Genomic DNA, 21489 nt, shown 5'->3' on the forward strand with positions numbered 1-21489 from the left:
GATTATATCATAGCAAAAAAAGACAACTTTAGGCTACGCCTAACCGAAATTCATCTCCTACTTTCACTGGTGCTGGCACACCTTCACGTTTAGAAGTGGGAGACTTCTTTCGGAGGGAAGTTAAAAACGGGCTTTTAGCCCGTATTAACCGTTTTTCAATTGGTTAAGGGCTTTTGTTTTAATACTCACCTGAAGGATTGCCCTTAATTCTTGAACGTGTTTTGATATGGTTTGTTTAGATACTTGATACTTCATAGTAAGGGCTTCAAAAGAGATTGGTTTTTGATGAATTATGGCCACTAGATATTCTAATGCAGCCACCCATCCTTTCACCTTTCTAATTTGAGGAGTATCAGGCTGGGTTTTGCTAATGAACTCATACCATAACATCTTGGCATCATATACCTCCATAATGCTATAGTTTAATTTCATAAATTTTTCAGTCCACTCCAATACTTCTAGCCAGCTTTGTTTCCACTTCCGAAAATCCGGGGTTTGCCGTTCAAATTGAACTACCTTCCCATTGATTTTGACTAGATAAGGGGGTTTTGCTCTCATTTCCTCTAAAGCAGTAACCGCCTTCTTTTTTAATGAAGTAGATTGTTGTTCATCTAAAAGGAAATCTCTTAAGATTTCTTCAGCTTTATGACAATCTAAAAGCCCAAGCCCAAGCAAAATGACTTCCTTTATCTCATCATCGCCATTTTCAATCGCCCATGTGAGAGATGATAAAATAAAGGGATCTTGTTTTAAAAGTTTAGGTTCTTGTTTAAGCAGATTGATTAACTCTTCAAATGGTAATTCATAGTGGTAAGTGAATACGGGAAATGTCAGTTCCACTTTATGTTTTTCAACCTGAGAAAGTAGGTCTAAATAAAACCTTGCAACCATAGACTTAGAATCTATTTTTAAAATCTGCTCCCACCATTTTTGAGCATAGGTATATCGCTTCGTATTGAAGGCTGCCATTGCAGCATAATGAAGTAAAACAGGGTCATGCTGTTTAAAAACATTTATCGATCGGCTAAAATGCTCAAAAACCTTTTCATGTTCTCCTAAAATAGCAAAGGTCGTTGCAAGTTTGTAAAGCTGTTCTGGGTGAATAGGATAAACCTTCTTTAATAACTCAAGCACTTGCTTCAATTGCTCTAATTCATCTGTCTGTTGATAAAAAATCGCCAAATTACAAAGGGCATGAATATTCGCATGATCATGTTCCAAGACGATCTTTGTTTGTTCAATCGCTTTATGTGTATTTCCAATATAAAAATAAGCCAATGCTAAATTGTTTCTAGCAGCTAAAAAATCAGGATATTCTTCAAGAAATTGTTTAAATTGCTTAATCGCTTCATAAAATTTTCCTTCTTCTAGCAAACTTTTGATCCGATGATGGTGGAGTAATAATTCCTTTTGCTCCTCGTCTTCCTCAAATTCTATTTGCTCAATCTCCATAGATAAATACTCAACCATTTCTAGCGCTTCCTCAATATACACACCATCTGGCTCTGCCTCTATATAGTTTTGAATATATCGATATGCAGATTCCATATCTTCCATATGCGCATAATTATTAGCAAGGTAAAAATAGCATTCTGTAAGGGTTGGATCTAGTTTTTCAACAATATGAAGTAAAATATTATTTGACTCGGGAAAACGCCCCATTTCCGATAATAAGCCAGCAATATTTAAAAAGTGAATCGGATTATTCGGTTCAAAATCTACTGTTCTCCAAAAATACTTTAATGCCTTCGTATAATTGTTACGATCAATTTGTCTCATCGCCCGTTCAAAGAAAAAATTGGCATTAAAAGACATTGGAATAATTTTATCCCCTTTTGGGTGAGCGGATGTACGATAGTTTTTTTTCATCTGTATCCTCCAGCTAAACCGCAGATTCATTGAGATAAGTATATCACATTCGATTTTAAACCTCCACGTTTCAGACAGAATTGTGTTTTGCATAAGCTGCGACCTTCAGGAATGCCCTTCTCTCCTTTTGATTTTAATTCATAGAAGGGCATGGATGACGGAGCGCGTTGTAAAACACAATTCTCTTACAAGGATACCATGATTCTTTGTCTTTCAGTAAAAGTTGCAATTTGTTGAACGCCAAACTCTTTGAGTAACTTTCGTCCCTCTTCTACCCCTACATGAACATGCTCTGGCTGATGTGCATCAGATCCTAAAGTAAACGGAATCTCTAAATCAACTGCTTTTTGAATAATACTAGGAGCAGGAAATACTTCCTTTACAACTTTAAATAACCCGGAAGTGTTCACTTCCATTGCCATACCACTTGCTTTGATCACTTGTAAGGTTTCATCAATGATTGGACTAATATCCTTTTCGGGAGCATGTCCATGTTTTTTGATTACATCAAAATGGCCAACGATATCATATAACCCAGATTTTGCAGCCCTTTGAACCGCTTGGTAATATTCGGCGAAAATCTCTGAGATTGGCTTTTTTCTCCAACCCTCCATCTGCCTACTATCCGAATGATCCCATTCACCTAAGAAATGAACAGAACCAATAATATAATCAAAAGGATATGGAGAAAGAAGCTTTTCGATCTGCTCTTCATATCCTTCTATATAATCTCCTTCTAAGCCAAGTTTGATCTCAATCTGGTTTTGATATTCTGCCTTTAAATTAAGCACTTCTTTTACATATTCTTCAAGTTCATCAAGTTCCATCGCACTTCCGGGATATATTTTTTCCTTTGGCAGATGAATAATTGGCATATGGTCAGATAATCCAATTTGCTGGAGTCCAACTTTAATCGCTTGCTCTACGTAATCTCTTAACACCCCTGTTGCATGCCCACAGCGTTCGTGGTGTGTATGATAGTCGACAAACATCTGTATCACATCCTATTTACATAAGATTAAACTCATACCAAAAATTGCGTTTTGCTCGGCACGGATGACGAAGTGTGTTGCAAAATGCAATTTCCCTATAATTTTGGTTTACGCTCATATTTTTGATCCTGGTTTTGCCCTTGATGCCTTTGTTTTAACTCTTTCATTATCTCATCTAATTGAATACCCTTTGCCTGAAATAGAACAAGTAGATGATAGAGTAAATCACTTGCTTCAGCAATGAGCTCTTGGCGATTCTCATTCTTGGTGGCAATGATTACCTCACTCGTCTCTTCGCCGACTTTTTTCAAAATTTTATCGATTCCCTGATCAAAAAGATAGGTAGTATAGGAGCCTTCTGGTCGTTCTTGATCACGCCTTGCAATCAGCTCAGCTAAATCCTCTAAAATGTTGCTAGATTCTCCCTCTTCTTTCTCACCAAAACAGCTATAAGAACCTGTATGGCAAGCAACACCTACCTGTTCAACGAAAATGAGTAATGTATCTTGATCACAATCTAATTTGATATCCTTTACTTTTTGGATGTGTCCCGAAGTTGCTCCCTTATGCCACAACTCCTGTCTAGAACGACTCCAAAACCAAGTTTCTTTCGTTTCAAGCGTTTTTGTCAAAGATTCTTGATTCATATAGGCGACCATCAAAACCTGTTTACTGTCGTTATCTTGAACCACTGCAGGAATTAGCCCTTTTTCATTCCACTTTATTGTATTGATATCATTCTGGTTCATCGAACAATGACTCCTTTTTTTCGAAGCGTTTCTTTTAATTCAGGAATTTTCACTTCTCCATAATGAAAAATAGAGGCTGCTAATGCTGCATCAGCTTTTCCTACTTGAAAGGCCTCATAAAAATGTTCAGCATTTCCTCCGCCACCAGAAGCGATGACTGGAATGCCTACTGCTTCAGATACCAATCTGGTCAGTTTTAGATCAAACCCTTGTTTTTTCCCATCTTGATCCATACTGGTTAACAGGATTTCCCCTGCGCCTTTTTTTTCTACTTCTTTTGCCCATTCTATCACTTTTAATCCAGTCGCTTTTCTCCCGCCATGGGTAACGACCTCGTAATCTTCCCATTCATCATTATATCTAGCATCAATCGCTACGACGATACATTGGTTTCCAAACACTTTTGCCCCTTCAGTAATCAATGTAGGTTGTTCTACTGCTTTCGTATTGATCGAAATTTTGTCTGCACCTGCCCGCAGGATATTTCTCATATCTTCAACAGAACTGATTCCTCCTCCAACGGTGAAGGGAATTGAAATAGAGGCAGCTGTTTTTTCCACGACTTCTATCATTGTTTTTCTTCCCTCATAGGTTGCGGAGATATCTAAAAAAACGAGTTCGTCTGCTCCGGCTTCATCATAAACCTTAGCTAATTCTACAGGATCACCAGCATCTCTTAACTGTATAAACTGAATCCCTTTAACCACTCGCCCATCCTTCACATCAAGGCAAGGAATAATTCGTTTTGTTAACACACCTGACCCCTCCTACTTACCCATCATTTCTTTAAGAGAGATTTTCCCTGTATACAATGCCTTTCCTACGATGGCACCAACGACACCATCAGACTCTAAAGTTTTTAATTTAAAAAGATCTTCTGGAGAACTCACTCCTCCAGATGCTATCACCTTTGCTTTGGTTTTTAAAGCAAAATTCTGTGTTGCTTCCACATTGGGGCCGGATAGTGTTCCATCCTTAGCAATATCGGTAAAAATAAAGGTTTGAACTCCAAGTTCAGCCAACCTTTGTCCTAATTCAACCGCTAGAACTTGGCTTGTATCAAGCCATCCCCGTGTAGCCACAAAGCCATCTCTTGCATCGATTCCCACCACAATCGCTTCAGGATTTAGGGAAAGTGCCTGCTTTAATAATTCTTCATTTTCTAAAGCTGCTGTGCCAAGAATTACTCGGTTGATCCCTAGATTTAGATAATCCTCAATCGTATCTAAAGTACGAATCCCTCCACCTACTTGAATCGGTATCTTTACATTTTTTGCTATTTCACCAATCAGCTCCATCTGAACTGGTGCTCCTACTTTTGCCCCGTCCAAATCAACTAAATGAAGCCATGCTGTTCCTTCTTTTTCCCATCTTCTTGCCATCTCGATAGGATCGCCATAGGTCGTTTCTTGCCCATAATCCCCTTGAAATAATCGGACACATTGTCCACCACGAAGATCAATCGCAGGATAAATCGTCCAACTCATGCTTCCACACTCCATTTCGCAAACTGGTTTAAAAGAGTCATTCCGACTTTTCCACTTTTCTCCGGGTGAAATTGCATCCCAATTACTTTTTCTCTACCAACAACAGCTGGAACCTTCCCATAATAATCCGTTGAAGCCAACAATAACGAAGAATCTTCTAACTCTACAAAATAGGAATGAACAAAATAGACATGACCTAATTCAATATCCGTAAATAATGGGTGATCTTTTTCTTTAATCAATTGATTCCATCCCATATGAGGAATTTTAAAATTTCCTTCAAAACGTTTGACATGGCCAGAAAATACACCTAATCCCTGATGAAACCCATGCTCATTACTTGTACTAAAAAGCAATTGCATCCCTAGACAAATCCCTAAGAATGGTGTTCCTTGTTCAACCACTTGATGAATAACAGGAACCAATTCTTTTCTCCTTAGGTTTTCCATTGCATCGCCAAACGCCCCAACACCGGGTAAGATCACCCCACTGCTATTCAAAATTTTCTCTTTTTGATCTGTAGCAAAGGCAGCATATCCTAACCGTTCCAACGCTTTTTGTACGCTATGCAGATTTCCCATTCCGTAATCAATAATTGTAATCATCACAGTACTCCTTTACTTGAAGGAATTCCCTTTTGTTTAGGATTGATTTGGGTCGCTTGATCCAAACTTCTACCTAATGCTTTAAAAATCGATTCAATCATATGGTGGCTATTTCTGCCATAGTGTACAATTGCATGTAAAGTAATTCTTGCTTCCAATGCAAATTTCCATAAAAATTCATGGAAAAGCTCAGTCGCAAATGTTCCGATTCGGCGATCAGGCAAGTCGATTCGATATTCTAAATGAGATCTATTACTGATATCTACGATTACTTGACCTAAGGCTTCATCCATTGGGACAAAACTCATGCCATAACGCTGGATTCCTTCTTTTGAACCTAGGGCCTCTCGAAAGGCTTGACCTAAGCAGATCGCAATATCTTCAACAGTATGGTGGTCATCAATCTGTATATCTCCCTTTGCTTTTACTGTTAAATCGAACTGTCCATGCTTACTGAATAAATCTAGCATATGCTCAAGAAAGGGTACACCCGTGTCTAATGTTGTTTTTCCCTCTCCGTCTAAATGGATCGTAACCTCAATCTCCGTTTCATTAGTTTTCCGGTAAATCGTTGCTGTACGTTTGTTATTATTCATTATTTTCACCTTCCAATCGTACTTGAATGGCACGACCATGTGCATGTAAACCTTCTTGTTCGGCTAGAGCGATGATTTTCTTCCCATGACTAAAAAAAGCTTGTTTACTATAAAAGATAATGCTTGATTTCTTCATAAAATCATCGACATTCAGTGGCGAGGAAAAGCGGGCCGTTCCACTGGTCGGGAGGACATGATTAGGACCAGCAAAGTAATCACCCACTGGCTCTGAACTATACCTTCCCAAGAAGATTGCCCCTGCATGCTTCACTTTGGCCAGCCAGTCAAAAGGCTGCTCAACCATCAATTCTAAGTGTTCAGGTGCCAACAGATTCACTTGTTCAAAAGCCTCGTCTAAGTGGTTGACGACAATAATTCCACCATATTGATCAATCGCTTCCCTTGCAATTTTTTCTCTAGGTAAGGTTTGTAATTGACGTTCCACTTCTTTTTGCACTTCTTCTGCTAATGAAAATGAAGGAGTGAAAAGAATCGAAGAGGCCATCGGATCATGCTCTGCTTGGGATAGCAAATCCGCTGCGATATAGATAGGGTTTGCAGCTTCATCTGCAACAATCGCAATTTCACTAGGTCCTGCGATCATATCTATCCCTACTTGGCCAAAAACTTCTCGTTTTGCTAAGGCCACATAGATATTTCCTGGACCAACAATTTTATCGACAGGTTTGATCGATTCTGTACCATATGCCAAAGCGGCAACTGCCTGTGCCCCACCTATCGCATACACTTCTTTTATCCCTAAAATTTTTGCTGCTAATAATACATGAGGATGAATGGTTCCCTCTTGATTTGGCGGAGAAACCATGATAATTTCTCCTACCCCAGCCACTTGAGCAGGAATGGCATTCATTAACACAGAGGAAGGATAGGCAGCAGTTCCACCTGGTACATAAATACCCACGCGATCCATTGCCGTTAAACGTTGTCCTAAGATTGTCCCATCTTCTTCTGTCATAAACCAAGAATCTTTCTTTTGTTTTTGATGAAAAGCACGAATTTTTTCAGCTGCTTCTTGTAATGAACTGACAAATAGAGGATTTTGATTTTGGTCTGCTTGCTCAATTTGTTCCAATGGTACTTGTAATTGAGTTAACTTCACCTTATCAAAGGCCTCAGTGAAAGCAAAAAGGGCTTGATCCCCTTTTTCTCTAACCTGACAAATAATATCAAGAACTGCTTTTCTTTTTGCTTCTGTATCTTCTCCAACTTCCCGTTGTTTAAATTCAGCATAATTCCGATAGATTTGAATCATCAACCATCACCCCTAAATGACCTCAGATAATCTTTCAATAATCTCCTTAATTTTTTCCTGTTTCATCCGATAGCTCACTTGGTTGGCTATCAATCGAGTGGTAATATGAGCGATCGTTTCCATTTCTACTAAGCCGTTTTCATTTAATGTCCTTCCTGTAGAGACAATATCTACAATTCGATCAGCTAAACCAATAATTGGCCCCAATTCAACAGATCCATGAAGTTGAACTACTTCGACTTGTTTTCCTTGTTCACGAAAATATTTTTCTGCCACACGTGGGTATTTACTCGCAATTCTAGGTACGATCTCATGATTGATCGTTTGCGGTAACCCTGCAACTGACAAGCGGCAAGGACTAATTTTCAAATCCAATAATTCGTATACTTCACGTTCAGTTTCCATTAAAACATCTTTACCAACGATGCCAATATCTGCGACCCCGTATTCCACATAGGTTGGGACATCCATCGGTTTAGCCAGAATCCATTCTACTGCCTCACCCTCAATGGTCAAAATTAATTTACGTGTATCTTCTAAGTCAAAAGGTATAGGAAGCCTAGCTTTTTGCCAAATCTCCATTGCCTCTTCCATAATCCTTCCCTTTGGCATCGCAATGGTTAATATATCCCTTTTCACCTTAAGCTTCCTCCTCTCCAATAAATGCGATGATTTCTATAGGATATTCTAAACTTTGTTTAAAAACTTCTTTTTCATTCTTTTCGATCCGGTGGGTTTCCACCATGATCTGTTCTTCTCTTCTTAATTTAAACGCATAGCTTAAGGCTTGATCTCGATGTGCCTGATCATAGATTACTTTTATTCGTCTTTCCGTCGGTAATTGAACCTCTGAAACATCTAGAATCCGATCCATATGCAAAGCAAAACCCGTTGCAGCTAAGGAATTATCGAAAGCTTTTAATAAAGTATCATAACGACCCCCACTGAGAATGGGAAAACCAATCCGTTCCGTTGTTCCCTCAAACACCATACCAGTGTAATAGTCCAAATGGGGTACAAGTGTAAGGTCGAACGTAATATAAGTCTCTACATCATACAGTTTTAATAATTTCCATATTTCTACCAATTCACTGATCGCTTGTTTTGCTTGATAAGACACGGCAATGTTTAAGGCTTGCTCTAGCATAGCTCCATCACCTTGAAATGATAATAAAGATTGGAGTACTTTTTGCCCTTTTTCCGAATCTACAAATTCATCAACAAGTTGTTGATACCCTACCATATTTTTCTCAGAAAGTGCTTCTCTCATTTTTGTTTGGACTTCTTGATCAGTTACCCATTCTGCTAAAACTCCTTGTAAAAATCCGGTATGGCCAATAACCAAACGAAAAGCCCCTACTTTAACTTGTTTCAAAGACTCGATCGCTAAAACAAGAACTTCAGCATCTGCATCAGGCGTTCCTTCTCCAATCAACTCTACACCAGATTGATAGAACTCTGCAGCTCTTCCTGCCTCATGCTCTTGAGCTCTAAACACATTAGAATGATAAGAAATACGGTAGGGTAAATCTTGATTTTTTAATAAAGAAGAAACCACTCTACCTATTGGCGCTGTCATATCAGGACGTAATACTAATGTATGACCTAATCGATCAAGTAATTTAAAGGTCTTATTGCTTGGAATGGCACTTGCTTTGCCAACTGTTTCATCATATTCTAAGGTTGGTGTAACAATTTCCTGATATCCCCATCTATGAAATAATCCTTGTAATTGATTTTCCATCCATCTTTTTTTGGCTGTTATGTTTGGTAATAAATCTCGAAACCCGATTGGTTTCTCAAAGCTCTGTAGTTTACCCATCCTTTTTCACCTTTTCTAAACGTTCTGTTTACTTTAGTTTGCTACCAAACTAAAGTATTTTATAAAAGTCTATCACCAGAGGACACAAAGGTCAAGAAGAAAGTTTTCACTAGAGTTTCCTCTTTCTCCATTCTTCCCTTTTACTTGTTATCTATATTCTGATAGAATAATCATATAATAATTGTAGATAACATGATTGGAGGTTATTGAATATGATTATAAAACCCTCAACAACGCTACGTAACGACTATAACGCTATCGCTCAACTTGCCCATGAAAAAGCAGAACCGATCTATATCACACGAAATGGCGAAGGTGATCTTGTTGTAATGAGCATTGATGCCTTTATACGTAGAGAGGCCATGCTTGATCTACGTGAAAAACTATTAATTGCAGAAGAACAACGCCTTGCAGGGGAACCAACCATTTCACTTGACGAAGCATACAAGCACTTAAAGGAAAAAATTAATGGAAAGCTATAAAGTAGAGTTACTTCCTTCTGCTTATTCAGATTTAGACGAAATATTCGACTATATTATGATAGATAACCCTCAGGCTGCAGCTAATATGCTGGAAACTATTATAGATTCTCTGCGTCGTCTAGAAAATTATCCACATTCAGGAAAACTGCTACATGAACGTTCTTTAATAAAATTCAACTTTAGAATGATAATTGTTGACCCTTATATTGTCTTCTACCGTCTTATAGATAACAAAATTCTTGTGTATCGTATACTACATGGTGCAAGAAATTACTCACAGATTTTGAAAAATCAAATAGAATGAAATAAAGGGCCACCCTAAAGGTAGCCCTAATTTATTATGTTTTTATTCTACTTCAAGATTACCCCTTGATAGCCAGCCAGTTTTACTTTTACCTTGCCATCTTTTACTGGATAAGTCTCTTTGGTTAATAAGTCTTTTACCTTGCCTGTCTTTTTCGCAACTGGGATCTCTACCTCTTGTTCTTTTTGTAATGAATTGATCACAACAACGGCTGATTTACCTTCATAGTTTCTTGCAAAGGCATAAACCTGATTGATCTCATCGATGAGAACCGTTTCTACATCTCCATGGGTAAGTTCAAGATTGGATTTGCGAATCTGAATCAATTTCTTGTAATAATCAAAGAGATCACGATTTTGTTCCTTTTCATCCCAGACATAGGTCTTACGGCAATCTGGATCGTTCTTCCCTGTCATCCCAATTTCAGTGCCATAGTAAACCATTGGCATTCCGATATAGGTCATTTGGAATAAAGCGGCTAAACGTAACAATTCTTCTTTTTCACCAACAGAGGTTAAAAATCTCTCTGTGTCATGACTATCAATTAAGTTAAACATCGCATAATTGGCTTGATCGCGATATTTCATTCTTGCCTTTGCTAGTCTTGCATCAAGGGTGCTTACACCAATATTTCGTCTAGCAAAGAAGTCAAAGATCGCTTCTCTAAATAAGTAGTTCATGACAGAATCATATTGATCCCCTTCTAACCATGGTGCAGAATCATGCCAGATTTCGCCAATGATTAATGCCTCTGGATTCGCTTCTCTCACCACTTTACGGAAGGCCCTCCAAAAATCATGGTCAACTTCATTGGCCACATCTAAGCGCCAACCATCAATTCCCGCTTCTTCAATCCAATAACGAGCCACATTTAATAAATACTCTTTTACTTCAGGGTTGCTTGTTTTCAACTTTGGCATCGTCCATACATCATTGGCAAAGGTCTCATAATTGGGGTGTGGTTCTGTTACAATTGGGAAACTTTCAATATAGAACCAATCTTTATATTTAGACTTTTCTCCATTTTTGACAACATCTTGGAAAGCGAAGAAATCATAACCACAATGATTAAAGACAGCGTCAAAAATCACTTTTATTCCTCGTTTATGACTCTCTTTAACCAATTTCTTTACTGTATCTAAATCCCCAAAATGAGGGTCGATTTTATAATAATCAGTCGTATTGTATTTATGATTAGAAGGTGATTCAAAAACAGGTGTCATATAAATGACATTGACGCCTAAATCATCTAAATAAGGTAGCTTTTCAATCATTCCTTCTAAATCACCGCCAAAGAAATTATGAGGAGTAGGTTTGCCACCCCATGGCTCCACATTTTCCGGGTCGTTTTTAGTGTTGCCATTGGCAAAACGTTCGGGGAAGATTTGATAAACAATTCCTTTTTTCACCCATTCTGGTACCTCGAATAAATCCTGTTCATTAATAAATGGAAATTGGAAATCGCCTACCGCAACACGTTCATTTGCAATTCCCTTATCCCCATACCAAACTCCAGAACCATTTGCTTCTAAATAAAAGGTATAGCGAATTCTTCTAGTTTTCGATGGAAGATCACAAGAAAAATAATCAAATAAATCATCAGATGCGACCTTTTTCATGCGCAAAGGAACATCATGCTCAATTGGTTGATATCGATCACCATGTAAGACAGTCACTTGTTCTACATCTCCTTTTTTTGCACGAATCCGGATCCGCAAAGTATGACCATCAATTGGAAAAGCAAAGCTACCATAAGGTTGATGAAAAATAGATTCTAATAACATCAACAACACTCTCCTAACCCTTGAGATATTATTTTAAAGCAGGAGGTAAACCCCTGTCTAACTCAGAAATTTTCTAACCATGTTAAAATAGGTTCAATTAATTTATTGGCTAGATTGCCTAATCACTAACTTGGTTGGAACGATAATTTTTTCTGGTTCTAGATTAGAGTCATCAATTAAAGCGAATAATCTGCTTGCCGATTGGTATCCTAATTGAAATACAGAAATATCGACTGAAGATAGAGATGGCGATGATAACTCAGCCATCGCAAAATTATTAAAACTAATGACAGCAACATCCTCTGGTATCTTAAATCCTTTCTCTTGCAAAGCTGCTAAAACCCCAAGAGCAATCAAATCATCCGTGACTAAAATTGCGGTTGGCGGTTCTGCTTGTCCAAAGCAATGTTCAATTGCTTCATAACCTGCTTCCTTGCTAAATTCCACAAATGAGACGCAGGATTGGTCAAAAGGTAATCCTTTTTCCAATAATGCTTGTTTAAATCCAGCTAAACGATGCCTTGTCACCACTAACTTGTTGGATCCACCAATAAAAGCGATCCTTCGATGCCCTAATTCAAGCAAATAGATTGTTGCAGCCTTTGCAGCTTGAATGTTGTCATTGTCCACATAGTTAACCAATTTTTGCTCTTCTTCATTTTCTTGTTGAGGGCTGCCGATTAAGACAAAAGGAAAGTTCCACTTAATTAGCAATGAGATAAATGGATCATTGATTCGGGAGCTAAGCAATACTACTCCATCTACTCTTTTTCCTAAAACCATTTTTGACAAGGTATCCAATTGCTCATCATGGGTTGTTCCTGTACTCATCAACACCATATAGTCCCTTTCATGGGCTGCAACACTAATGCCTCTAATTACCTCAGGGAAAAAAGGATGCATAAAAGCTTCTTCAGAAGCCCTTGGCATCATAATCCCAATCGTGGAAGTAGAATTGGCAACCAAACTTCTTGCATTAAAATTAGGATGGTAGCCTAATTCCTCCATCGCCTCCCTCACCTTTTTCTTGGTTTCAGGGCTGATTCGAGGATTGTCTGCAATGACCCTAGATACGGTACTTGGTGATACACCACAGACCCTTGCAATATCTTTAATCGTAACAGACATAAAAATAACACTCTCCTGTAAACGGTATCAATTTATTTTAATTTAATTCAAACGTTTGCATTATTTTTATTATAGAATACTTTACAGCAAATTGAAAGAAAAAAAGAAATGCCTTTCTCTGATATTCTTCCAATCAAAGAAAGGCATGGATGACGGAGCAGCGTTGTAAAACGCAATTCCTTTATTTAGAATACTGATAAACTTTTTCTATTGTATGGCCAATTTGTTGCCTTCGCTGAATCTCTTCTTCCCGATAAGACCGTATGTCACCCCTCATTGCAATCTCTTGATGAAGAAGAGAGGCAAATGTGTTGATTTCCGTCTTTAAACGCTCGATCTCAATTTCCTTATCAAAGGAGAGATGAATACTCTTTATCCCATAGATTTGACACATTTCTGCCAAAGCATCCTTTGCCATTCCTTCAGGCATACATTTAAAAGGATAAAGATGCACAATTCCATCTACCCCATCATGCTCTATATGGTGTCTTGCATGGGCTACTGTCGGTTGTCCGTCTCCACCAACTTCATGTTCAAGGAAAGGTTTGGCCATAGGCTCTCTTACCCAACGGTTAGGGGAATATAACCCTTTATCTGTGAGCCCTTGTAGGATTGGTTTTAATAGCGGATGTTTCTGAATAAAATGAGCTTTAAGTCCTTTAAAGGCACCACGAATAAAATGGCTTAATCTCATTCCTTCCACTGCTTCAATCCCTAACATTCCTAGTAAATTATCAACAGTCCCTCGATTGGCAAAGGAGGTTAGGGACACATAAATTTCTCCAACTACAACGACCTTTGGCTTTATTTCCTGATCCTGTTCTATTTGTTCTAACTCTTTTAATGCTTTTTCCTTCACTTGTAAGATTTCAGGAATGGTATGAACCTCATCCAATCGTCGGATCCATTTTCTTAATATTTGCGTCGTAGTTCCTCTTTTTGTTTCATGAGCCCGTACGATTAATGCTTTGTTTTGCAAATCCTCATAGGCCAACAATTTTTCCCAACCCGGCCAAACCAAGTTTTTCAACATTTTCAATAACTGAGTCTGCACTTTCATAGCCTGGATTACATTTAATTCCTGTTTATGTAGGAATTGTTCAAGACTTTTTACCAAATGAGCTAAGCGATCATGAGTAGCCAATGTAGATACTTGTTGTAAAAAGGCAAGCAAGTTTCTTCCTTCATTATCTAACGTAAACATTTCTAGAGTATGTCCATATTTTTGTAAAATAGGTTGATACTCTTTTAATAAGGCTGGTTCCCCTGCAATCGCATACCAGCCAAATGTACAAGGCCCTTTTCCTCTCGCCATCAAAATGATGATCCTTCTCGGTTCAACTTGACCCCCTTTGATGTTTGCCTGCTCTTCTAAATCGTTTACTACTCTATCTAACGTTTGTCGAATACTTCCCATACTTAAAGCAAAAGGAGAACAGGTTTCTGTATAATGAACATTTCCTTTAATGATTGTTTCTTCATTTACAGTTTTTGGGGGATAGAGAAAATCGCTTAATCCTAACTGATGCCAGATATCCTTAAGAATTAGGCCAATCCCATCTCCCATATATGGCCAGATGAAAAGTGGTTTCTTCTCCTTTGGTAAATGTTCTTCATTCTTTAAGGTCACTGGTTTTGAGGCAACTGATATATGAGAGATCATATCTTGAATACCTTCTAACTTTTGAATCCTTTCATCTCTTTTTTGCTGTAGAAATCCTAAAATGGTTTCGTATCGGGTATGAAAACCGACACCACCTGTTTGCTCATCAAATTTAAAAGTCCAACATGCTTTGCCTTGATCCGAGATATATTTAGCAAAATATTCAACTTGAAAGGCATCTGGATGACAACCAAAGCTGCCAACCAGAATAAATCCGTCTACATGATCGATCATTTTATCGATAAAGGCCTGCCCTAAACGATGCGTATCATAAAAACCATTTACATTCTGGTAATACGGTTGTAATTCCCAAAATGGAAGGTCTTGCATCGTGATGACAGAGACGCCTTTTTTCGTAAAATAGATTTTAACATCTGCAGATAATGCGGAATCCTCAACTAAATAATTTCTTCCTACTAATGCCAGACGAACCTTTGTAGGATCTTTAAGTAATTTTAGATATCGATCCGATTGTTTTTCAATCACATCTTGATATGCTTTTTTAAATGCCTGGTCAATTTCTTTAAATTCATCATTTCTAGCATCAGACCAATCTCTTTTCATTAAAAAGGCTAATTTTTTTGCCTTCTTCCACTGAAAAAGATCTCCATAAACATGAGCACAAACCTGTCTTAAATGGTTTTCATCTAAAGAATCGATTTCAGGTGCAATCACTCTTGGGAAATGGTCTCCTTTTTCCGCCAACCTTTCGACTATTTCTTCGTTCATCAGCAGATTTAAATGTTCTTGATGTCTATAATTGCTTTGCTTTAAACGGTATCCCGTGATACTGCTAAGGGAACGAATCACAACGCCATCCAAATCACGATATTTTGCACAAGTACTTGAATCATCGTGTTCTCCTTTGATTATTGGAGTTAAAAGAACATCAATCTCAGGGTGTTCATGAATCAGTTGATAAATATGCCCAATATAGACTCGAAGGGGTAAACAATAATCTGCACTCGCGATTGCGCTTGCCGCTTCAATCATATTTGGCTTGGTTACCGTACTTTTAATCAAAGGAATACTCATCAATTCTAAAAAACGTATAACCAGCTTTACTGCCACATATTTCCCTGTAAAGGCAGTGGAAATTCCGACGATAGGCTTGCTTTTATCAACAACCATCTATGCCAACCCCCTTTCAAGCAATAATGTTTCGATGTGTTTTTTTGAAGCGTCATCCTCAATCATTCCTTCAAACAGCCCAAAATCACAGTTGATTGATTTATAGCCAGCTATTGGCTGATCATCCTCTAATAAAGTAATCACCCCATGACAGGTTCGATCACATGAAGGATGCTTACACGTTAATGTCCTCGTGTGATATGTAGAAGAGAGAATTGTATCAAACCCTTTAAAACTAGAATTCATACCTTTTGCATATGCATCTTTTGCTAGGAGGGCTGCTCCTAATGCACCTGCACCAACAACTAATCTTCGATCCTTAGCAATAATGAACTCTTCTTCAGAAAGCTGTAAGGTTTCTTTAAAAGCATGTTGAATCGCTTGGTTTAAAAACGTTCCTCCTTGAGCCACAATCGGTACAGATAATACCTTTCCTTTGCCGATATCAGATAAATAGGTTCTACAAATGGAATAAGCAAGCCCCATCAATAAATCTTTAGTAGGAAAGCCTGCCCGTGCTTTATGGATGATATCTGATTCGCCGAAGACCGCACAACGTCCTGATATTCTCGCTGGTGAATGAGAAGTAAGCGCAATTGGACCAAATTGATCCAAAGGAATCTCAAATCGCTTAGCAATCGCTTCAATAAAAGCTCCTGCACCTGCCGCACATTTATCATTCATTGCAAATTCAATTCCGTGGTCATTGATCACAATAATTTTCGCATCATTTCCACCAATATCCATAATCACCTTCACACCAGGTACCATATATTGAGCCCATGTGGTATGTGCTAAGATTTCCGTTACCTTTACATCAGAGGTATATTTAGCCTTTGTGGTAATCATATCTCTAGCTAATTCCCCTGCACTCCCTGTTGTTCCAACACCTCCTAAGCTTTCTCCTAATGGTAGGTGTTTTTTTAATTCAATCAAGGCAGCTTGAATCGCTTTAATTGCATCTCCAGAAGTTTCAACTGAACCAACAGAGATGATTTCTATTCCGGTTTGTGTCCCTTTAATTAATGCGTATTTCGTCCCTCTTGACCCTCCATCGATCCCAGCAAAATAAATACCATCTATCGATCTTACATCAGAATGGAGTGATCTTTCATTGTTGATCACGATTTTACTCTTTTCACGATGGATCGGAATTTTAATGTTTTTCTGTGATTGCGGGATTTCTTTGACATTTTTAGCTTGGAAGGCACCTTCACATCTGCCACCCAACGTGTCTAAAATATGGATCCCTTCCTCACTTTTTTCAAGAGGTTGAGACAATTCACAAGCATTTTGACAACCATGGCAATAACGAATTTGGCTATCAAAATCTCGAATAAAGAAGTCCTCTTTAAAAGAAGTTTGATTAGCAGAATCTTTTTTTTCTTCCAATACGATGGCGGCCATTCCTAAAGCTCCAACAATGTCATGATAAGGTGGAATGATGACTTCCACACCTAAATGATGTTCAAAAGCCCTTTTTACTCCTTGATTAAAGGCTACTCCACCTTGAAAAACAATCGGGCTAGGCAAAGGAACATCTTTTACAACATTTTTAAGGTAATTGGTTACCATTGCATCACAAATTCCAGCTAAACGTTCAGCTAATGGCACACCCTTTTGTGTCAAATGACGGAAATCCCGTCTAGAAAATACGGTACAGGTCGAATCAATTCTAGCAGACTGCATAGCTTCTAACGCAATAGGGCCAAATTGATTTAAAGAAATACCTGCTTCATCGGCAATTTGTTTAAGAAACTCACCAGTCCCAGCAGAGCAAATCGTGTTCATATTAAAGTAAACAGGGACATTTGCTTTATCAAACACAATCACTTTCGAATCTTGTCCACCAATTTCAATAATGGTTCCTATTTTATCGATAGGTTCTTTGATTCCATTGTTTTCTATTTTTACAAAACCTTTTTTTACTAAGTGTTGGATACCAACAGAATGGGCAAAAATTTCCGTTTTGGTTAAATCCCCGCCAATCATGTGACGATTTAATTCCCGGCCGCTACCTGTTAACCCAATTCCTCCCACTTGATATTGGGGAACACTTTCAAGATAAGTGCGAAGGGCATTTTTCACAGCATCCACTTGGCTTGGGAACTGATCGTGACGAAGATATAGAGAGGTTCCTATCAACTCACCATCTCTTGAGATTCCAGCTACTTTTACCGTTGCTGAGCCAATATCCACTCCGATATAAACCTTATCCATTTTCACACACCTTTTTCTTATCCATATTTACCTATTCATCAATCAATAATTTATTTTACCCATTCTCCCTCTATTTTAATACTATTATAAAAAATAGTGTATTACGACGAGCTCCGTTGTACGCCTTTTTGTATGATTAAAAATAAAGGTAACAAAGAGGCTCCAAAAGTCGATTTTTATGTAATACACAATTTAGTTACTTTGTTTTAATTGAAAAAGGCCCCAAAACTTGGGACCTTGTAGGTAAGTAATAGACTTTTAAATTTTCCTATAAGATATGTGTCAGGAAAAATCCACTAATTAAGACCGTACCAATCACTGCAGACCAGATAGCCATGTTCATCAATTTTGTTGCATTATACTTCGCCGATAAATCCTTTTTAGATAAGATAAATCCAAGTATAAGGAATAATCCGATAGTGAAAACTCCATGTGTTGCCCAGTGATGGCCTGTAAGAGAAGCCATCCAGTCTTTAAATGGGGTAACCATTTCTTTGAAAATCATCAGCACTGCATTAAAAATATTTGCGACGGCAAAGGCTATTCCAAATCCGATGGTTTTCTGACTTAACCCTTGATTTTCCACTTTAACTTCCATTCTGATCTCTCCCTCCTATTGACCTAATAGACCTAGTTTTACACCTTTAGTAATCATGGAACCCATGCCCTCCATACCAAAACCAAGGACGATAGAAATAATGGCAACAGATATTGCTAATTTTTGAATATGCTTATTCCCAATTAACTTATCATTATAGGCAATGATTGGAAGAACCATACTAGCAAGTAGAAGGATAAAGAAGATATGTTCCTTTGCTTCCATGAAGAAAGCATGTGCTGCAGGGAACGATCCAGCTTTAATAATGAATTTGTCACCTACATCTTGTGCTCCATAATAAACCCAATACCACCATCCGCCAACAATGTAAGAAATCCAGATAAATACTGATGATAAAACACTTACGATTCTTAGCCTTTTGATATTCTTTTCATTCACATTTAAAAGTTCTACAAGTGCCCAAACAGCCATAATAATTCCCCATACACCAAACATGACATGAGGCATTGTCGTAAACACTTTAAACATAGCGTACCCCCACTTTCATTTATTAATATTAAGGAGCTCCTTGTGACTTTATTATCTCATGGCTTAAAAAAGACCACTAGTGAAGGTCCTCTCTAAAAAAAAAAGGAACAATGTCCCTTATTTTCTCAGGACATTGTTTCCCATTAACACGTTACTCATTTAAATGATAGCGAACAGCAAAAGCGGCTGCTTCTGCGCGATTATTCACTTCTAATTTAGCTAATATTTGACTAACATAGTTTCGAATCGTCTTTTCACTTAGAACCATCGTCTCTGCAATTTCTCGATTTGTCTTTCCTTCAGCTATCAAACAAAGAACCTGTCTTTCTTGATACGTGAGTTCATTTATTTTTTTCGCTTCTTCCGACTGACGTATTTTCCTTAGTAATTTTGTTGTAATCGTTGGATCAAGAAGAGATTTCCCTTCAACGACTGCTTCAATAGCACGAATTAAATCCTGGGAACAAATCTCTTTTAATATATAGCCACTAGCCCCCACCTTTACAGAATCATAGATCGCCTCTTCATCATCATGAGAAGTGAGCATAATCACATAGGTAGAAGGTTGAATTTTTAAGATTTCCTTGCATGCTTCAATACCGCTTTTATGTGGCATTCGGACATCCATTAGAATGACGTCCGGCTTTTTTTCAATAGATAAAGCGATTGCTTCATCTCCACTGACTGCTTCCCCCACAATTTCAATTCTAGGATAAATCGTAAGTAAGCTTTTTAGACCCATCCGTACCATTTCACTATCATCCACTAGCAGCAATTTGATCTTCTTGTCCATTTTCCATCCTCCCCTCATTTTTAACTTGTAATGTGAGCCTTGTCCCTACTCCTTTTACTGAAGAAATGATTAAACTCCCTCCAATAGACTGGGCACGAAATCTCATATTTTTTATTCCTTGTCTAAAAAACTCTGGCTCCTCCTTTTCTATGTATCCTTCTATATTTCCCATTCCTGTTCCGTTATCTTCTATTTCAACCTCATATTTTTTGCGGTTTCCTTGGACCGAAATCATGACTTTTGATGCGTTTGCATGGCGCAAAACATTACTCAAAGCCTCTTTTACAATATAGTAGATTTGCACTGTTTGCGACAAAGGAGGATCTTCACCTTGGAAATCATATTGGAATAGAATCTGCAATTCATGCTTAATATCCATTTCCTCGATTAAACGTTTTATTTCTTCTTTCATCGTTGCCTCTTGATTTACTGGCATTTTCAATTTTTTGATATATCCCCTAATCTCTCGAATCAGATCATTTAGTCTTTTTACAATCACTTGTAGTTCAATGGCTGATTGTTCGATTTTATTTTCTTTATTATCGGTGAGAAGCATGTTACGGACTCTTTCCAATTGAAGCCCCGTAGCATAAATGGATTGAATCATTCCATCATGAAGGTCCCTAGCAATCTTACTTCTCTCCTCTACCACCGCTTTCGTTTTTTCTGCTTGATAGAAATAGTTTTGATATTCCAGATCAAATACTTTTAAAATTTTCAGAATAAAAAAGGCCATTAGAAAAGCACTTAACCCTCTAAATAATTCAATCGGAATTCCTGTGGTATGAAAGAAAAGATCTGAGTTAAAGAGAATCGCTGGAAGAACTGGTGCGTAAGGAACAATCAAACCACCAGCTAAAGCATAAGAAGCAACGGAGCCCATCGCCAAATACAAAATTCGTGTCATAGAAGGAACACCAAAACTTTGAAATTGTCTTTTTTGTAAAAATAGGGCATAGCTGCTTATTGCTCCCCCAGGAAAAGCTAAGAGGTAACGAGCCCAGATATCACTAATTGCAAACCACCAGTCTTGATTCTTTTCATCAACAAAAATCGGCTCAAGGAAAATAAAATGAGAAAACCATACTAATAAGACAAACATTGGGATGAATAAAAACTTACGATCCCATTTTTTCGTTTGAATAAGCAAATGCATACCAAAGTAAAAAAGGAAAAAGAAGGAAATGGCATTGATAATAAATTGGATAGACTCTAAAACGTAGATTTGTGAAGCGTTTAAATAGCTCTTTTGAAGAGGAATAAATGCAACTCCCCAGTCAGCAATTCCATGCAAAATGCCAAATAAGGCTAGATAATATAAACTTTTCGCCAAATAAAAATGACTGTGAACGGTATTTTTTAATAGAATTCCAAAACCCATAAGGAAAAAGGTAAGAGGATAAACAAAAGAAATAACCACATGATTCGTTTCAAAAAATGCAGCTAGGATAGACAAAAAATTCCTCCCCCTTAGAAATAGACATTATATCAATTTCCTCTTTTT

General features: G+C 37.8%; 20 protein-coding genes. 2 read left to right on the plus strand and 18 right to left on the minus strand.

Annotation, left to right across the window (positions count from 1 at the left end; translation table 11 throughout):
• Nucleotides 1–144: 144 nt before the first annotated feature.
• The 10 genes from TEPIDINF_RS09550 to TEPIDINF_RS09595 all read right to left on the minus strand — a co-directional run bounded on the left by TEPIDINF_RS09550 (nt 145) and on the right by TEPIDINF_RS09595 (nt 9393).
• Nucleotides 145–1869 (minus strand): tetratricopeptide repeat protein, encoded by a 1725-nt coding sequence (locus TEPIDINF_RS09550; RefSeq protein WP_421691856.1) that lies wholly within the window; start codon nt 1867–1869, stop codon nt 145–147.
• A 185-nt stretch (nt 1870–2054) separates the two neighbouring features.
• Nucleotides 2055–2861 (minus strand): histidinol-phosphatase HisJ, encoded by an 807-nt coding sequence (gene hisJ / locus TEPIDINF_RS09555; protein ID WP_068726084.1) that lies wholly within the window; start codon nt 2859–2861, stop codon nt 2055–2057.
• 95 nt (nt 2862–2956) lie between these two features.
• The gene (gene hisIE / locus TEPIDINF_RS09560; RefSeq protein ID WP_421691857.1) at nt 2957–3610 is read right to left on the minus strand and encodes a bifunctional phosphoribosyl-AMP cyclohydrolase/phosphoribosyl-ATP diphosphatase HisIE; all 654 of its coding nucleotides are present in this window, start codon (nt 3608–3610) and stop codon (nt 2957–2959) included.
• On the minus strand, nt 3607–4365 hold the full coding sequence (hisF, locus tag TEPIDINF_RS09565; protein ID WP_421691858.1) for an imidazole glycerol phosphate synthase subunit HisF: 759 nt from the start codon (nt 4363–4365) through the stop codon (nt 3607–3609). Before hisF ends, hisIE begins: the two co-directional genes overlap by 4 nt.
• A gap of 12 nt (nt 4366–4377) precedes the next feature.
• Complete coding sequence (gene hisA, locus TEPIDINF_RS09570) at nt 4378–5097, minus strand: 1-(5-phosphoribosyl)-5-[(5-phosphoribosylamino)methylideneamino]imidazole-4-carboxamide isomerase (RefSeq protein ID WP_421691859.1); 720 nt, start codon at nt 5095–5097, stop codon at nt 4378–4380.
• A complete protein-coding gene (gene hisH, locus TEPIDINF_RS09575; protein ID WP_069800943.1) occupies nt 5094–5702 on the minus strand; it encodes an imidazole glycerol phosphate synthase subunit HisH in 609 nt (202 codons plus the stop codon). The genes hisA and hisH overlap by 4 nt, the downstream gene beginning before the upstream one ends.
• Nucleotides 5702–6298, minus strand: a complete 597-nt coding sequence (gene hisB / locus TEPIDINF_RS09580; RefSeq protein WP_421691860.1) for an imidazoleglycerol-phosphate dehydratase HisB — start codon at nt 6296–6298, stop codon at nt 5702–5704. Before hisB ends, hisH begins: the two co-directional genes overlap by 1 nt.
• Nucleotides 6291–7571 (minus strand): histidinol dehydrogenase, encoded by a 1281-nt coding sequence (hisD, locus tag TEPIDINF_RS09585; protein WP_421691861.1) that lies wholly within the window; start codon nt 7569–7571, stop codon nt 6291–6293. The genes hisB and hisD overlap by 8 nt, the downstream gene beginning before the upstream one ends.
• A gap of 12 nt (nt 7572–7583) precedes the next feature.
• Nucleotides 7584–8183, minus strand: coding sequence for an ATP phosphoribosyltransferase (gene hisG, locus TEPIDINF_RS09590; protein ID WP_421692160.1), 600 nt, complete (start codon nt 8181–8183; stop codon nt 7584–7586).
• Nucleotides 8184–8211: 28 nt separating this feature from the next.
• Nucleotides 8212–9393 carry an ATP phosphoribosyltransferase regulatory subunit gene (locus tag TEPIDINF_RS09595; RefSeq protein ID WP_421691862.1) on the minus strand — a complete coding sequence of 394 codons (1182 nt, stop codon included), beginning with the start codon at nt 9391–9393 and terminating at the stop codon, nt 8212–8214.
• A gap of 212 nt (nt 9394–9605) precedes the next feature.
• Here TEPIDINF_RS09595 and TEPIDINF_RS09600 point away from each other — a divergent pair, with 212 nt between their 5' ends.
• Nucleotides 9606–9875 (plus strand): type II toxin-antitoxin system Phd/YefM family antitoxin, encoded by a 270-nt coding sequence (locus TEPIDINF_RS09600; protein WP_069800953.1) that lies wholly within the window; start codon nt 9606–9608, stop codon nt 9873–9875.
• Complete coding sequence (locus TEPIDINF_RS09605) at nt 9862–10179, plus strand: type II toxin-antitoxin system RelE/ParE family toxin (RefSeq protein WP_069800955.1); 318 nt, start codon at nt 9862–9864, stop codon at nt 10177–10179. The genes TEPIDINF_RS09600 and TEPIDINF_RS09605 overlap by 14 nt, the downstream gene beginning before the upstream one ends.
• A gap of 47 nt (nt 10180–10226) precedes the next feature.
• On the opposite strand, the gene TEPIDINF_RS09610 is transcribed toward TEPIDINF_RS09605, so the two are convergent.
• The 8 genes from TEPIDINF_RS09610 to TEPIDINF_RS09645 form a co-directional block, all read right to left on the minus strand.
• A complete protein-coding gene (locus tag TEPIDINF_RS09610) occupies nt 10227–11963 on the minus strand; it encodes an alpha-glycosidase (protein WP_421691863.1) in 1737 nt (578 codons plus the stop codon).
• A gap of 102 nt (nt 11964–12065) precedes the next feature.
• Entirely contained in the window at nt 12066–13091 is a 1026-nt protein-coding gene (locus TEPIDINF_RS09615) for a LacI family DNA-binding transcriptional regulator (protein WP_069800960.1), read from the minus strand.
• Nucleotides 13092–13272: 181 nt separating this feature from the next.
• Nucleotides 13273–15885 carry an acyl-CoA dehydratase activase-related protein gene (locus TEPIDINF_RS09620; protein WP_421691864.1) on the minus strand — a complete coding sequence of 871 codons (2613 nt, stop codon included), beginning with the start codon at nt 15883–15885 and terminating at the stop codon, nt 13273–13275.
• Nucleotides 15886–18105: an acyl-CoA dehydratase activase gene (locus TEPIDINF_RS09625; RefSeq protein ID WP_421691865.1), complete on the minus strand. Its 2220-nt coding sequence runs from the start codon at nt 18103–18105 to the stop codon at nt 15886–15888.
• Between the two features lie 268 nt (nt 18106–18373).
• Nucleotides 18374–18703, minus strand: coding sequence for a hypothetical protein (locus tag TEPIDINF_RS09630; RefSeq protein ID WP_068726111.1), 330 nt, complete (start codon nt 18701–18703; stop codon nt 18374–18376).
• A 15-nt stretch (nt 18704–18718) separates the two neighbouring features.
• A complete protein-coding gene (locus TEPIDINF_RS09635) occupies nt 18719–19192 on the minus strand; it encodes a hypothetical protein (RefSeq protein ID WP_068726112.1) in 474 nt (157 codons plus the stop codon).
• A 151-nt stretch (nt 19193–19343) separates the two neighbouring features.
• The gene (locus tag TEPIDINF_RS09640) at nt 19344–19985 is read right to left on the minus strand and encodes a response regulator (RefSeq protein WP_068726113.1); all 642 of its coding nucleotides are present in this window, start codon (nt 19983–19985) and stop codon (nt 19344–19346) included.
• Complete coding sequence (locus TEPIDINF_RS09645) at nt 19951–21441, minus strand: sensor histidine kinase (protein WP_068726115.1); 1491 nt, start codon at nt 21439–21441, stop codon at nt 19951–19953. Before TEPIDINF_RS09645 ends, TEPIDINF_RS09640 begins: the two co-directional genes overlap by 35 nt.
• Between the last annotated feature and the right edge of the window lie 48 nt (nt 21442–21489).

It is taken from the genome of Tepidibacillus infernus (assembly GCF_048898065.1).
In the GTDB taxonomy this organism is placed as follows: Bacteria; Bacillota; Bacilli; order Tepidibacillales; family Tepidibacillaceae; genus Tepidibacillus_B; species Tepidibacillus_B infernus.

Bases quoted from the DNA above. Each gene is read 5' to 3' on its own strand.
- hisB (WP_421691860.1), bottom strand. From the start codon at position 6,298: ATGAATAATAACAAACGTACAGCAACGATTTACCGGAAAACTAATGAA.
- TEPIDINF_RS09600 (WP_069800953.1), top strand. From the start codon at position 9,606: ATGATTATAAAACCCTCAACAACGCTACGTAACGACTATAACGCTATC.
- TEPIDINF_RS09605 (WP_069800955.1), top strand. From the start codon at position 9,862: ATGGAAAGCTATAAAGTAGAGTTACTTCCTTCTGCTTATTCAGATTTA.
- hisG (WP_421692160.1), bottom strand. From the start codon at position 8,183: ATGCCAAAGGGAAGGATTATGGAAGAGGCAATGGAGATTTGGCAAAAA.
- TEPIDINF_RS09635 (WP_068726112.1), bottom strand. From the start codon at position 19,192: ATGTTTAAAGTGTTTACGACAATGCCTCATGTCATGTTTGGTGTATGG.
- TEPIDINF_RS09595 (WP_421691862.1), bottom strand. From the start codon at position 9,393: ATGGGTAAACTACAGAGCTTTGAGAAACCAATCGGGTTTCGAGATTTA.
- TEPIDINF_RS09640 (WP_068726113.1), bottom strand. From the start codon at position 19,985: ATGGACAAGAAGATCAAATTGCTGCTAGTGGATGATAGTGAAATGGTA.
- hisH (WP_069800943.1), bottom strand. From the start codon at position 5,702: ATGATTACAATTATTGATTACGGAATGGGAAATCTGCATAGCGTACAA.
- TEPIDINF_RS09620 (WP_421691864.1), bottom strand. From the start codon at position 15,885: ATGGTTGTTGATAAAAGCAAGCCTATCGTCGGAATTTCCACTGCCTTT.
- TEPIDINF_RS09625 (WP_421691865.1), bottom strand. From the start codon at position 18,105: ATGGATAAGGTTTATATCGGAGTGGATATTGGCTCAGCAACGGTAAAA.
- TEPIDINF_RS09630 (WP_068726111.1), bottom strand. From the start codon at position 18,703: ATGGAAGTTAAAGTGGAAAATCAAGGGTTAAGTCAGAAAACCATCGGA.
- hisIE (WP_421691857.1), bottom strand. From the start codon at position 3,610: ATGAACCAGAATGATATCAATACAATAAAGTGGAATGAAAAAGGGCTA.
- TEPIDINF_RS09550 (WP_421691856.1), bottom strand. From the start codon at position 1,869: ATGAAAAAAAACTATCGTACATCCGCTCACCCAAAAGGGGATAAAATT.
- hisA (WP_421691859.1), bottom strand. From the start codon at position 5,097: ATGAGTTGGACGATTTATCCTGCGATTGATCTTCGTGGTGGACAATGT.
- hisJ (WP_068726084.1), bottom strand. From the start codon at position 2,861: ATGTTTGTCGACTATCATACACACCACGAACGCTGTGGGCATGCAACA.
- TEPIDINF_RS09615 (WP_069800960.1), bottom strand. From the start codon at position 13,091: ATGTCTGTTACGATTAAAGATATTGCAAGGGTCTGTGGTGTATCACCA.
- TEPIDINF_RS09610 (WP_421691863.1), bottom strand. From the start codon at position 11,963: ATGTTATTAGAATCTATTTTTCATCAACCTTATGGTAGCTTTGCTTTT.
- hisD (WP_421691861.1), bottom strand. From the start codon at position 7,571: ATGATTCAAATCTATCGGAATTATGCTGAATTTAAACAACGGGAAGTT.